The 13124-nt window shown below is 61.3% G+C and carries 13 protein-coding genes; 9 read left to right on the top strand and 4 right to left on the bottom strand.

The genetic code is table 11. The annotated features are described in order from the left end of the window. Nucleotides 1–6 precede the first annotated feature (6 nt). The 9 genes from mrdA to HU722_RS25995 all read left to right on the top strand — a co-directional run bounded on the left by mrdA (nucleotide 7) and on the right by HU722_RS25995 (nucleotide 9513). Entirely contained in the window at nucleotides 7–1905 is a 1899-nt protein-coding gene (mrdA, locus tag HU722_RS26035) for a penicillin-binding protein 2 (RefSeq protein WP_065873683.1), read from the top strand. A gap of 31 nt (nucleotides 1906–1936) precedes the next feature. Then, entirely contained in the window at nucleotides 1937–3040 is a 1104-nt protein-coding gene (rodA, locus tag HU722_RS26030; RefSeq protein ID WP_049713470.1) for a rod shape-determining protein RodA, read from the top strand. Between the two features lie 17 nt (nucleotides 3041–3057). After that, complete coding sequence (gene mltB, locus HU722_RS26025) at nucleotides 3058–4068, top strand: lytic murein transglycosylase B (protein ID WP_186753111.1); 1011 nt, start codon at nucleotides 3058–3060, stop codon at nucleotides 4066–4068. Continuing rightward, nucleotides 4068–5072 (top strand): septal ring lytic transglycosylase RlpA family protein, encoded by a 1005-nt coding sequence (locus HU722_RS26020; RefSeq protein ID WP_065873681.1) that lies wholly within the window; start codon nucleotides 4068–4070, stop codon nucleotides 5070–5072. The genes mltB and HU722_RS26020 overlap by 1 nt, the downstream gene beginning before the upstream one ends. A gap of 180 nt (nucleotides 5073–5252) precedes the next feature. Then, a complete protein-coding gene (locus HU722_RS26015; protein WP_065873680.1) occupies nucleotides 5253–6410 on the top strand; it encodes a D-alanyl-D-alanine carboxypeptidase family protein in 1158 nt (385 codons plus the stop codon). Between the two features lie 83 nt (nucleotides 6411–6493). After that, a complete protein-coding gene (locus tag HU722_RS26010; RefSeq protein ID WP_065891172.1) occupies nucleotides 6494–6769 on the top strand; it encodes a DUF493 domain-containing protein in 276 nt (91 codons plus the stop codon). Further along, a complete protein-coding gene (gene lipB, locus HU722_RS26005; RefSeq protein ID WP_065891171.1) occupies nucleotides 6769–7416 on the top strand; it encodes a lipoyl(octanoyl) transferase LipB in 648 nt (215 codons plus the stop codon). Before HU722_RS26010 ends, lipB begins: the two co-directional genes overlap by 1 nt. A 26-nt stretch (nucleotides 7417–7442) precedes the next feature. Beyond that, nucleotides 7443–8444: a lipoyl synthase gene (gene lipA, locus HU722_RS26000; RefSeq protein WP_162490596.1), complete on the top strand. Its 1002-nt coding sequence runs from the start codon at nucleotides 7443–7445 to the stop codon at nucleotides 8442–8444. A gap of 151 nt (nucleotides 8445–8595) precedes the next feature. Further along, entirely contained in the window at nucleotides 8596–9513 is a 918-nt protein-coding gene (locus HU722_RS25995; protein ID WP_065873677.1) for a S66 peptidase family protein, read from the top strand. Nucleotides 9514–9638: 125 nt separating this feature from the next. Here HU722_RS25995 and HU722_RS25990 read toward each other — a convergent pair whose 3' ends face one another. The 4 genes from HU722_RS25990 to HU722_RS25975 form a co-directional block, all read right to left on the bottom strand. Further along, nucleotides 9639–10964 carry a lytic murein transglycosylase gene (locus tag HU722_RS25990; protein ID WP_065873676.1) on the bottom strand — a complete coding sequence of 442 codons (1326 nt, stop codon included), beginning with the start codon at nucleotides 10962–10964 and terminating at the stop codon, nucleotides 9639–9641. Nucleotides 10965–11025: 61 nt separating this feature from the next. Continuing rightward, a complete protein-coding gene (arfA, locus tag HU722_RS25985) occupies nucleotides 11026–11190 on the bottom strand; it encodes an alternative ribosome rescue factor ArfA (RefSeq protein ID WP_003176285.1) in 165 nt (54 codons plus the stop codon). A 249-nt stretch (nucleotides 11191–11439) separates the two neighbouring features. Then, on the bottom strand, nucleotides 11440–12477 hold the full coding sequence (holA, locus tag HU722_RS25980; protein WP_049711379.1) for a DNA polymerase III subunit delta: 1038 nt from the start codon (nucleotides 12475–12477) through the stop codon (nucleotides 11440–11442). 39 nt (nucleotides 12478–12516) lie between these two features. Beyond that, on the bottom strand, nucleotides 12517–13122 hold the full coding sequence (locus tag HU722_RS25975) for an LPS-assembly lipoprotein LptE (protein ID WP_065891170.1): 606 nt from the start codon (nucleotides 13120–13122) through the stop codon (nucleotides 12517–12519). Between the last annotated feature and the right edge of the window lie 2 nt (nucleotides 13123–13124).

Genomic DNA, 13124 nt, shown 5'->3' with positions numbered 1-13124 from the left:
CTTTCGATGACCCAGCCGATCCGCATCAAGGACCACGAGAAAGACGCACGTCTCGTACGCGCTCGGGTCGTGTTCGGCGCTTTTATGGTGGTGGGGCTGATCGGGGTGCTGATTGCGCGCCTGTATTTCCTGCAGGTGATCCAGTACGACTATCACTCCACGCTGTCGGAAAACAACCGGGTGCATGTGCAGCCGATTCCGCCGACCCGTGGGCTGATTTTCGACCGCAATGGCGTGGTGGTCGCGGATAACCGGCCCAGCTTCAGCCTGAGCATGACCCGCGAACGTTCCGGTGATTGGCAGCAGATCCTCGATGTGATCGTCGAGGTGCTGCAGTTGACCCCGGAAGACCGCGTGATCTTCGAAAAGCGCATGAAGCAGGGGCGCCGGCCATTCGAGCCGGTGCCGATCCTGTTTGAGCTGACCGAAGAGCAGATCGCCCGGATCGCGGTGAACCAGTTCCGTCTGCCGGGTGTGGAAGTGGTGGCGCAGTTGGTGCGGCACTACCCGCAGGGGCCGCATTTTGCGCACTCTGTCGGCTACATGGGGCGAATCAACGAGAAAGAGCTGAAAAGCCTCGACCCGGTCAATTACAGCGGCACCCACCATATCGGCAAGACAGGCATCGAGCGTTTCTACGAGCCAGAACTGCACGGCCAGGTGGGTTACGAAGAAGTCGAGACCAACGCTCGCGGCCGTGTGCTGCGGGTACTCAAGCGCACCGACCCGGTGCCGGGCAAGGACATCGTCCTGAGCCTGGACATCAAGTTGCAGGAAGCCGCCGAGATGGCCCTGGGCGGTCGCCGTGGCGCGGTAGTCGCGCTGGACCCGAAAACCGGTGAAGTGCTGGCGATGGTCAGCCAGCCAAGCTTCGACCCCAACTTGTTTGTGACGGGCATCAGCTTCAAGGCTTACGCCGAGTTGCGCGATTCCATTGACCGGCCGCTGTTCAACCGCGTATTGCGCGGCCTGTACCCGCCGGGTTCGACAATCAAGCCGGCGGTGGCGATTGCGGGTCTGGACGCGGGCGTGGTCACGGCCTCCAGCCGAGTCTATGACCCTGGCTACTACATGCTGCCCAACTACGATCACAAATACCGTAACTGGAACCGCACCGGTGACGGCTATGTCGACTTGGACACCGCGATCATGCGCTCCAACGACACCTATTTTTACGACCTAGCCCACAAGCTGGGGATTGATCGCCTATCCACCTATATGGGCAAGTTCGGCCTCGGTCAGAAAGTCTCCCTGGACATGTTCGAAGAGTCCCCGGGCTTGATGCCGTCGCGCGAGTGGAAGCGCGCAACCCGCCGCCAGGCGTGGTTCCCGGGCGAGACGTTGATCCTCGGCATCGGCCAGGGCTACATGCAGGCCACGCCGCTGCAGCTGGCGCAGGCCACGGCGCTGGTGGCCAACAAAGGCATCTGGAACCGTCCGCACCTGGCCCGGACCATCGAAGGCGAAAAGCCGGTGGATGACAACCCGATCCCCGACATTGTGCTGCGTGACCCGTCGGACTGGACCAAGGTCAATCACGGCATGCAGCAAGTGATGCACGGCGCCCGCGGTACTGCGCGCAAAGCGGCCATTGGCGCGCAATACCGCATTGCCGGCAAGAGCGGTACCGCGCAGGTGGTGGCGATCAAGCAAGGCGAGAAATATGACCGCTCCAAGGTTCAGGAGCGCCACCGTGACCACGCCTTGTTTGTCGGCTTCGCGCCGGCGGACGATCCGAAAATCGTGGTGGCGGTGATGGTCGAAAACGGCGAATCCGGCTCCGGCGTCGCGGCCCCGGTGGTGCGCCAGATCATGGACGCCTGGCTGTTGGCCGACGACGGCAGGCTCAAGCCCGAATATGGCGGCCCCCCTTCAAGCACCGAGGTTACGGCCCGTGAAGAGTAATTTTGACCGCATCCTCTCCAGCGAAGACGTGATGCGTCGCCGTGCGACGTTGCTGCAACGCATGCACATTGATGGTCCGTTGCTGATCCTGTTGCTGACATTGGCAGCGGGCAGCCTGTTCGTCCTGTACTCGGCCAGCGGCAAGAACTGGGACCTGCTGATCAAGCAAGCGTCGTCGTTCGGCCTGGGCCTGTTGTCGATGGTCGTGATTGCCCAGCTTGAGCCACGGTTCATGGCGCGTTGGGTGCCGCTGGGCTACGTCGCCGGGGTGCTGTTGCTGGTGGTAGTGGACGTGATGGGCCACAACGCCATGGGCGCGACGCGCTGGATCAACATTCCGGGGGTGATTCGCTTCCAGCCGTCGGAATTCATGAAGATTCTGATGCCCGCGACCATCGCCTGGTACTTGTCCAAGCGCACCCTGCCGCCGCAGCTCAAACACGTGGGGATCAGCCTGATCCTGATTGGCGTGCCGTTTGTGCTGATCGTGCGCCAGCCCGACCTCGGCACCTCGCTGCTGATCCTGGCGGGCGGTGCCTTCGTGCTGTTCATGGGCGGTTTGCGCTGGCGCTGGATCCTCAGCGTGCTGGCTGCCGCCGTGCCCGTGGCCGTGGCTATGTGGTTCTTCTTTATGCATGACTACCAGAAGCAGCGAATCCTGACCTTCCTCGACCCTGAAAGCGACCCGCTCGGCACCGGTTGGAACATCATCCAGTCGAAGGCCGCCATCGGTTCCGGCGGCGTATTTGGTAAGGGGTGGTTGCTGGGCACCCAATCGCACTTGGACTTTTTGCCCGAGAGCCATACCGACTTCATCATTGCGGTAATGGGCGAAGAGTTCGGCCTGGTGGGCATTTGCGCGCTGCTGCTGATCTATTTGCTGTTGATTGGTCGCGGCCTGGTGATCACCGCGCAGGCGCAGACGTTGTTCGGCAAATTGCTGGCCGGCGCCCTGACCATGACTTTTTTTGTTTACGTTTTCGTCAACATCGGTATGGTCAGTGGCCTGTTGCCGGTGGTTGGGGTGCCGTTGCCGTTCATTAGCTACGGCGGAACTTCGCTGGTGACATTGATGTCAGCGTTTGGGGTTTTGATGTCGATTCATACGCATCGCAAATGGATCGCACAGGTTTGAATAAGGTGAAGATGTCAATGCAAGTAATGCGCGGCTGGGCGACTCGGCATGCGTCCTGGATGGGCCTGATTGGGCTGCTGGGCGCAACGCAAGAGGCGCAGGCCGGTGACTACGATGGTTCACCCCAGGTCGCCGAGTTTGTCGGTGAAATGACCCGCGACTATGGTTTCGCCGGTGAGCAACTGATGGGCGTGTTCCGCGAGGCCCAGAAAAAACAGGCGATCCTCGACGCCATTTCTCGCCCTGCCGAACGCGTGAAGCAGTGGAAGGAATATCGCCCGATGTTCCTCACCGACGCCCGCGTGGCGCGGGGTGTGGACTTCTGGCGTCAGCATGAGGCAGTGCTGGCCCGCGCCGAGCAGGAATACGGTGTGCCGGCCCAGGTCATTGTCGCGATCATTGGCATCGAAACCTTTTACGGGCGCAATACTGGCAGTTACCGGGTGATCGACGCCTTGTCGACCCTGGGCTTCGATTACCCGCCGCGCGCCGACTTCTTCCGCAAGGAGCTGCGCGAATTCCTGCTGCTGGCCCGCGAAGAGCAGGTCGACCCGCTGAGCCTCAAGGGTTCCTACGCGGGAGCGATGGGCTTGCCGCAGTTCATGCCGAGCAGCTTCCGCGCCTATGCCGTGGACTTTGACGGCGATGGGCATATCAATATCTGGAGCAATCCGGACGATGCCATCGGCAGTGTGGCCAGCTACTTCAAGCGTCATGGCTGGGTCGGCGGCGAACCGGTGGTGATCCGCGCCGATGTCACGGGGGACCACGCCGACGAAGGCCTGACCCAAGGCATTGAGCCGGCCAAGACGGTCGGGGAGTTGCGGGCGCTGGGCTGGTCGAGTCAGAATGCGCTGCCTGATGATATGCCGGTCACAGCGTTCCGCCTTGAAGGCGAAAACGGCCCGGAATACTGGATGGGCCTGAAGAATTTCTACGCAATCACGCGTTATAACCGCAGTGTGATGTACGCCATGGCCGTGCATCAGCTGTCAGACATGCTGGTCCAAGCACGGGGCAACAAGTAATGCGGGCATCGCCGTTCAATCAACCGCTCAAGCTGGTGGCGTTCGCCGCGTTGTCCCTGCTGGTCGTCAGTTGTTCCACCACCAACAGCCGCGCGCCGGCGCAAAAGTCCGGCGGCGCAGTCGTCCGTGCCCAGCCGGGCCTGGACATCAACCGCGCGCACAAAGACGGCGCGCCGTGGTGGGACGTCGACGTGTCGAAGATCCCGGACGCCACGCCGACCCTGCACACCGGGCCTTACAAGGCCAACCCGTATACTGTGCTGGGCAAGAATTACTTCCCGCTGCAGGAATCCAAGACGTACGTCCAATCGGGTACAGCGTCCTGGTATGGCACCAAATTCCATGGCCAGAACACCGCCAACGGCGAAGTGTATGACCTGTACGGCATGAGCGCGGCCCACAAGACCCTGCCGCTGCCCAGCTATGTACGCGTGACCAACCTGGACAACAACCGCACGGTGATCCTGCGGGTCAACGACCGCGGGCCGTTCTATTCGGACCGCATCATCGACTTGTCCTACGCCGCCGCGAAGAAACTCGGTTACGCCGAAACCGGTACCGCGCGTGTGAAAGTCGAAGGTATCGACCCTGCGCAGTATTGGGCCCAGCGTGGCAAGCCAGCGCCGTTGATGCTCAATGAACCGCAAACCCAGCAACCGCAAGTGACTGCCTCAACGGGCAAGATCGAGCAGTGGACGCCGCCGCCGCAGCAGCATGCTCCGGACACCGTCGTCGTACCCAGGGCTGCGCCAGGCGCTGCCGCAGCGGGCGGGCAATACCTGCAGGTCGGCGCTTTCGCCAACCCGGATGCGGCAGAACTGTTAAGGTCCAAGCTGAGCGGCATGGTCAACGCGCCGGTGTTCATCAGCTCCATCGTGCGTAACCAGCAGACCCTGCATCGCGTACGGATGGGGCCGATAGGCTCGCCGAGCGAAGTCGCGCAAGTTCAGAACAGCGTGCGCATGGCCAACCTGGGGCAACCCAGTGTGGTTACCGCCGAATAATAGAGAATTGATGGTTCTGGCTCGTGCGCGGGTCAGGGCTGTGGTTGTTGGCTCGTTTGACAATAAAAACCCAGGGGCAAGGGGTGAGCGGGCAACCGAATACGCGACAGTCTGGCAACGGGCTGTCTGAATAAGTTTTGCCCGCGAGGGCAAGTTTCCATAAGCAATTTCGAGAGACGGATGAACATCACCACCTTAGCCAAACGCACGTGCCTGCTTCTTTCGCTGATCATCACCCCGGCCGCCTGGGCCGTTGAAATGGTGCCGGCTTCCCCGCAACTGGCCGCCAAGTCCTGGGTTCTCATGGATGCCGCCAGTGGCAACGTGCTGGTCGAGAGCAACGGTGACCAGCGCCTGCCACCGGCCAGCCTGACCAAACTGATGACCGCCTACATCGCGACCCTGGAAATCCGTCGCGGCCAGATCGGCGAGAACGATCCGGTGACCGTCAGCGAAAACGCCTGGCGTACCGGCGGCTCGCGGATGTTCATCAAGGTCGGTTCGCAGGTGACTGTGAGCGACCTGCTGCACGGCATCATCATCCAGTCCGGTAACGACGCCAGCGTCGCCCTGGCCGAGCACATCGCCGGCAGCGAAGACGCGTTCGCCGACATGATGAACAAGACGGTGACTGATCTGGGCATGACCAACAGCCACTTCATGAACCCGACCGGCCTGCCGAACCCAGAGCACTACTCGTCGGCCCACGACATGGCGATCCTGGCGCGCGCGATCATTCGTGTCGACCCGGTGCACTACGCGATCTACTCCCAGAAAGAGTTCTACTGGAACAACATCAAGCAACCTAACCGCAACCTGCTGCTGTGGCGCGACAAGACCGTTGACGGTCTGAAAACCGGCCACACTGACGAAGCCGGCTACTGCATGGTGTCGTCTGCTGTACGTGACGGCCAACGCCTGATCGCCGTGGTCTTCGGCACCAACAGCGAGCAGGCCCGTGCGGCCGAGACGCAAAAACTGCTGACCTACGGTTTCCGCTTCTTCGAAACCCAGACCTTCTACCAGAAGGGTGCTGAGCTGGCGACCGCGCCGGTTTGGAAGGGCGCTACCTCCCAAGTCAAGGCCGGCCTGGCTGAAGACCTGACCCTGACCATGCCTAAAGGCCAGCTGAAAAAGCTCGCTGCCAGCATGACCATGAACCCGCAATTGGTTGCGCCAATCGCCAAGGGCGATGTGATCGGTAAAGTCGAAGTGAAGCTGGACGACAAGGTGGTGCACAGCGCCGACCTGATCGCCCTGGACGCCGTCGACGAAGGTGGTATCTTCCGCCGCGTGTGGGATAGCATCCGTCTATTCTTCTACGGCTTGTTCAACTGATAGTGTGCATCTGCAAAGCCCCGCGTTGATCCGACGCGGGGCTTTGTTGTCGCCAAGGCTTACGCTTACGAGGCCGTTACGCCATGACCGATACCGAAGTAAAGGCGCCAAAGATCGAATTCCCGGTGGTGGACTATCCCATCAAGATCATCAGCGACACCGGCGTAGGCCGCAAAGACTTGATCCTTGAGATCGTGCGCAAGCACGCCACGATCAATGATGAGCGTGTGGACGAGCGATCCAGCTCCACAGGCAAATACACCACGATCCAGTTGCACATCGTTGCGACGGGTCAAGACCAGCTCTACGACATCAACAGTGAACTGCGGGCCACCGGCTTCGTGCACATGGTGTTGTGATGTCACAGGTCCTGGGCTTTCGCGAGCTCGGCCGGATGGACTACGAGCCCGTCTGGCACGCCATGCAGCGCTTCACCAATGAGCGCGGCAGCTCGGCCCCGGATGAAATCTGGCTGGTGGAGCACCCGCCGGTGTTCACCCAGGGCCAGGCCGGCAAGGCCGAGCACTTGCTGCTGCCGGGGGATATTCCGGTGGTGCAGGTCGACCGAGGTGGCCAAGTGACTTACCATGGTCCCGGTCAGCTGGTGGCTTATCTGCTGCTGGACGTACGCAAGCTTGGCTTTGGCGTACGCGACCTGGTGAGCCGCATGGAGGCTTGCCTAATCGAGCTGTTGGCCAGTTACGGCGTGACCGCTGCGGCCAAGCCCGATGCACCCGGTGTGTATGTGGATGGCGCGAAAATCGCGTCCCTCGGTTTGCGAATTCGCCACGGTTGCTCCTTTCATGGCCTGGCCCTGAATGTGGACATGGACCTGGCGCCGTTTCGACGGATCAACCCGTGCGGTTACGCCGGGCTGGCGATGACCCAATTGAGCGACCACGCCACACCGATTAAATTTGCCGAGGTAAGTGCCCGGCTGCGTGAGCAGCTCGTCAAACACCTCGACTATGCTGAGCAGACGACCCTTACGGGCGGAATCGACTGATTATGACTACTGATGCAGTGCAAACCATGATCCCGACGGTGGACGTTACCGACCGTGCGGCCCCGGCCCCGCGTGCCAAGGTGGAAGCCGGCGTCAAGCTGCGCGGCGCCGAGAAGGTTGCACGCATCCCGGTGAAGATCATTCCGACCACCGAACTGCCGAAGAAGCCTGACTGGATCCGCGTGCGCATCCCGGTTTCGCCGGAAGTCGACCGTATCAAGGCCCTGCTGCGCAAACACAAGCTGCACAGCGTGTGCGAAGAAGCCTCCTGCCCGAACCTGGGCGAGTGCTTCTCTGGCGGCACCGCCACCTTCATGATCATGGGTGACATCTGCACCCGTCGTTGCCCGTTCTGCGACGTGGGCCACGGCCGTCCGAAGCCACTGGACGTCAACGAGCCGGAAAGCCTGGCCATTGCCATTGCCGACCTTAAGCTCAAGTACGTGGTGATCACCTCGGTTGACCGCGACGACCTGCGTGACGGCGGTGCCCAGCACTTTGCCGACTGCATCCGCGAAATCCGCAAGTTGTCGCCAAACGTCATGCTCGAAACCCTCGTCCCGGACTACCGTGGGCGTATGGACGTGGCGCTGGAAATCACCGCCGCCGAGCCGCCGGATGTGTTCAACCACAACCTGGAAACCGTGCCGCGCCTGTACAAGGCCGCGCGCCCGGGTTCGGACTACCAGTGGTCGCTGACCCTGCTGCAGAAATTCAAGCAAATGATGCCGCACATCCCGACCAAATCCGGCCTGATGCTGGGCCTGGGCGAGACCGACGAAGAAGTGATCGAAGTCATGCAGCGCATGCGCGAACATGACATCGACATGCTGACCCTAGGCCAGTACCTGCAACCGTCCCGCAGCCACTTGCCGGTGCAGCGTTTCGTGCACCCGGACACCTTCGCCTGGTTCGCCGAGGAAGGTTACAAGATGGGCTTCAAGAACGTTGCGTCGGGGCCGTTGGTGCGTTCGTCATACCATGCGGACGAGCAAGCCAAGCTGGTCAAGGCTAGCCTGGTTTCGTAATACAGATTTGGGCAACACCGCTGATCCAATGTGGGAGCGGGCTTGCTCGCGAAGGCGGTGTTTCAGTCACCTGATTTATTGACTGACACTGCGCTTTCGCGAGCAAGCCCGCTCCCACATTTCGTTTCGCGTCAGCCAAGGAGAATTGTGGATGAGCATTGCCGTACCTGCCTTGCGCCCAGAGGGCACCATCGCCCTGATCGCCCCCGCCGGCCCCGCCACGCTGGACGTCGAAAAGGCCGGCCAATGGATGCGCGCCCGCGGCTACGACCTGCGAATCCTCCCTGGCGTCTATGAGCGCGACGGCTACCTGGCCGGCAGCGATACAGTCCGCCTCAACGATCTCCATAAAGCCTTCGCCGACCCTGAAATCGACGCCATCTTCTGCCTGCGCGGCGGCTACGGCACGCCGCGTCTGCTTGATAGCCTGGATTTCGACCTGCTACGCGCCAATCCCAAGCCGTTCGTAGGTTATAGCGACATCACCGCTCTGCACCTGGCGATCAGCCGCTACGCCGGCTTCGTGACCTTCCACGGGCCGATGCTCAATGCCGATCTGCTGGGCGATAAGCAACAGCCCACCGAATCCTCGCTGTTCAGCCTGCTGCGCGGCCAACTGAGTACTGGTAGCGAGTTGATGCACCCGGTGGCTTACCCGCTGACGACGATTGAACCGGGCATCGCCTGTGGGCGTTTGCTCGGCGGCAACCTGTCGATGATCGCGGCTGTCATGGGCACGCCCTACGAGATGGATGCCGAGGGCATCATCTTGTTTATCGAAGACGTCAACGAGCCGATCTACCGCATCGACCGTCTGCTCACGCACCTGCGCCTGGCGGGCAAGCTGGCCCAGGTTGCGGGTGTGCTGGTGGGGGATGTGGCGGGTGTGGACAAGGATGCGTTGGAGCGGCTGCTCAAGCAGACCTTTGAACCGCTGTGCATTCCGGTATTGTCCGGCTGGCGCAGTGGGCATTGTGATCCGAACCTGACGTTGCCGATGGGCGCGTTGGTCAGGCTGGATGCGGGGGAGAAGAGGGTGGTGTTGGAGCAGGATGTAGTCGTTAGATAGTTGTTGCCTGTGAAGCCGTCTTCGCAGGCAAGCCAGCTCCCACATTCGACCGTATTCCAAAGGGTGTACGCGGTTAAATGTGGGAGCGGGCTTGCTCGCGAAAGCGGTAGTAGCCATAAGCAGATCTACCGGTTCTGCAACGATTCCAGCAGCTTCACCGTCGGATACCCATCCGCCGGCCAGCCCAGCGCTTGCTGCGCCGCACGAATCGCCTTGCGCGTATTGGCGCCGATGATCCCGTCCGGGTTCCCCGCGTCATAACCGTTGGCACTCAGCGCTGTCTGCAAATCGATACGCTGGGAGCGGCTCAACGGCAGCTCATCCTTCGGCCAGTCACCACGAATCACACCACCGCCACCGAATCTTTCCGACAACAGGCCAACCGCCAGCGCGTAGGACGACGAGTTGTTGTACTTGAGGATTGCGCGGAAGTTATCCAGCACCAGGAACGCCGGGCCACGGTAGCCCGCCGGCAGCAGCAGGGCGGCGGACAGTTGGTCGACGTTGGGCGGCATGCTGGCGCCCGGTGGCAGTTGGATACCGAGTTTCAGCCATTCGGCGACCGTCTTGCGAATGCCACCATCGGCCAGGGCGTAATCGAAGTTCGCCGGCAGTTGTTTCACCTCAAAGCCCCACGGCTGGCCTTTCTGCCAGCCGGAGCTTTGCAGGTAGTGTGCGGTGGAGGCGAGGGCGTCCGATGGGCTGTTCCAGATGTCGCGGCGACCGTCGCCATCGAAGTCGACGGCGTGGGTGTTGTAGGTGGTCGGGATAAATTGGGTCTGGCCCATGGCGCCGGCCCAGGAGCCTTTCATCTGGTCGGCCTGGATGTCGCCATGCTGGATGATCTGCAGCGCCGCCAGCAGTTGCGCCTGGGCGAATGCTGGGCGACGGCCTTCATAGGCCAGCGTCGCCAGGGAGCGAATCACCGAGTTATTGCCCTGGAACTGGCCGAAATTGCTTTCCATGCCCCACACCGACACCAACGCCTGACGGTCGACGCCATAACGTTGCTCGATGCTTTGCAGGATATCGGCGTACTTGATCAACAATGCCTGGCCATTACGCACGCGTACCGGCGAAAGGGCGCCGTCGAGGTATTCCCACACGGGGCGGGAAAATTCCGGCTGGCTGCGGTCGGCGCGGATTACCGCCATATCAGGGGTGACGTTGGCGAATGCGTTGTCAAACACGGCTTCGGTGATGCCGGCCTGCAGGGCTTGCACGCGAAAGCCAGCCTGCCATTCGGCAAAGGTCTGGGTCGGTTGGATATCAAGATTGTCCACAGCCAGCGGGGCCACGACAGCGGGCGCTACCACGGGGGCGGTCTGTAACTTTGGCAGTGGTTGAGCGTCGGCGGCGGTCGGTTTCTCCGCGCAGGCGACTAGCAGAATGAGGCTGGAGGCAGCGATCAGTTGGCGAAGGTGCCAACGACGGGGAAGACTAGAGGGCATGCACAGGTCCAGAGATTACAAATCAGGTGCAGACCTTATCATGCCAGAGGGGCGCTTGCCTTCAGGCAGCCAGAAAGTAAGAAGCCTCCCAGCTATTAGACTGGAAGGCTTCGCGGCGGTAGCTGCCTTTGCCCTTGCCGGCGCGTTCCTGACGGCTGCGGAACAGTGGCTGGGCGATGATGGATTTGGCCTTGTTGGGGCCATGCTTGGATGGCTTTTTGCTCATGGTTTGTACTCTTGATAGGTGGGATGAAGCGGTGCAGATCATCTGCCGAAGTTGTGCTGCTGTAAAGCCCGGCGATGTGTAGGAAACCTCGAAATCTGAAGGTGTGCACAGTCAAACTGTGGGAGCGGGCTTGCTCGCGAATGCGGTGTACCAGTCAATAAATCAGGTGACTGATACACCGCATTCGCGAGCAAGTCGAACCGTCGAACCGCCGCTCCCACATTGGTTTTGCGTTGTTCTTAAAAATGGTTACTCAGCAGGCAGTGTCAGGCGCTGGCCGGCCATCAACAACGACAACCGGCTCAAGCTCATCCACGGCGAGCCGGCCGCCTGGCCCTTGATCTGCGCATCAATGCGCTGCGCTTCCAGCAAAAGCTGCGCCCAGCGTTGTGCCGAGTGTCGTTGCAGGGCCTTGCTCATCAAGGGTTTGCGCTTGTCCCAGACCGGTGGCCGGGCTTGGCTGAACGCTTTGTCCAGCGGCGTGCCCTGGCTGTATTGCAGGGCAATGTTGGCCAGCACCCGCAGTTCCCGGGCCAGGGCCCAGAGAATCACCGGCGGCTCCACACCTTCGCCGCGCAAGCCTTCAAGCATGCGCAGGGCATGGGCGGGTTCGCCATTGAGGATGGCATCCACCAGCCCGAACACATCAAAGCGCGCACTGTCGGCCACCGCGCCCTGGACGGTCTCAACGGTGATTTGCCCGTCTTCGGCCATCAGCTTGAGCTTTTCGATCTCTTGGGCGGCGGCAAGCAAGTTGCCTTCGACCCGGGCGGCGATCAGCTCCACCGCATCCTGGGTCGCCGACAGCCCCGATTGGGACAGGCGTTGGCGAATCCATTGCGGCAACTGGTTGCTGTCCACTGGCCAGATCTGGATGAACTGGGTCTGAGCCCCTTCAACCAGAGCCTTGCCCCACTTGGTTTTCTGCGCGCTGCCGTCAAGCTTGGGCAGGCTGATCAGCAAGACCGTGTCTTCGGCAGGTCGTGAACAGTACTCAATGAAGGCGGCGGCACCCTTATCCCCTGGCTTGCCCGAAGGCAGGCGCAGTTCCAGCAGGCGCTTTTCGGCAAACAGCGACATGCTCGCGCCGGCTTGCAGCAACGTGCCCCAGTCGAAACTGGCGTCGGCGCTGAAGACCTGGCGTTCATCGAAACCTTGCTGGCGTGCAGCGGTGCGGATGGCGTCGGCGGCTTCCTGGCACAGCAGCGGGTCATCACCGCTGACGATGTAGACAGGCGCAAGGCCACCTTGCAGGTGTTTGGCGAGTTGAGCGGGGGCGAGTTTCATAGGCAGGGTAAACGGGGCGCCTGGGGCGCCCCGTCTGGCTTACTCGACAGGTACTTCAACAGGCGATTGTTTCGGCGTGTTGTCTTCGTACTCTTTGGCGGCTTTCAGCGCGTCGGCGTCGGCCTTGGCCTTGTTGTCAGCTTGTTGCTGCAAGGTCTCAAGTTGTTCCGGGGTGATCATCGACAGGCGCAGCACCATGCGCTGGACCAACTCGCGACGCATCTCCTTGCGCACCTGGTTGATTTCGGAGTCCGAACCCACCAGGTTGTTGCCGTCGTGGCTGACGATTTTCTGGATCTGGATGTCGTCACCCATCAATGGCAGGTGGTCGCGGCCCTGGACTTCAAAGTTGAGCACGGTGCTCAGTTCGATATCGGAGGCACGCCCGGCGCTGGCATAGCTGAGGTTGCGCTGGGTTTGTTTTTCATTGGCCAGGAACAGCTTGTAGGTCGCGCCGGTGTAGACGTGAACGCCACTGTTTTCCAGGACCTGACGCAGCTGGGTCACTGTTTCGCTGTAGGCGTCGCGGGCACTGACGTCCAGTTCCTTGATCGCCATTTCGTGGGTGCCGGTACCGCGCAGCTGGAAGCCGCAAGCGCTCAGCAGCACGGCAAGGCCCATAACCAGCAAATTGCGTTTGATCATTT

The organism is Pseudomonas tritici, from assembly GCF_014268275.3.
GTDB classification, from domain to species: domain Bacteria; phylum Pseudomonadota; class Gammaproteobacteria; order Pseudomonadales; family Pseudomonadaceae; genus Aquipseudomonas; species Aquipseudomonas tritici.
This window is presented reverse-complemented; position numbering and strand designations above follow the sequence as displayed.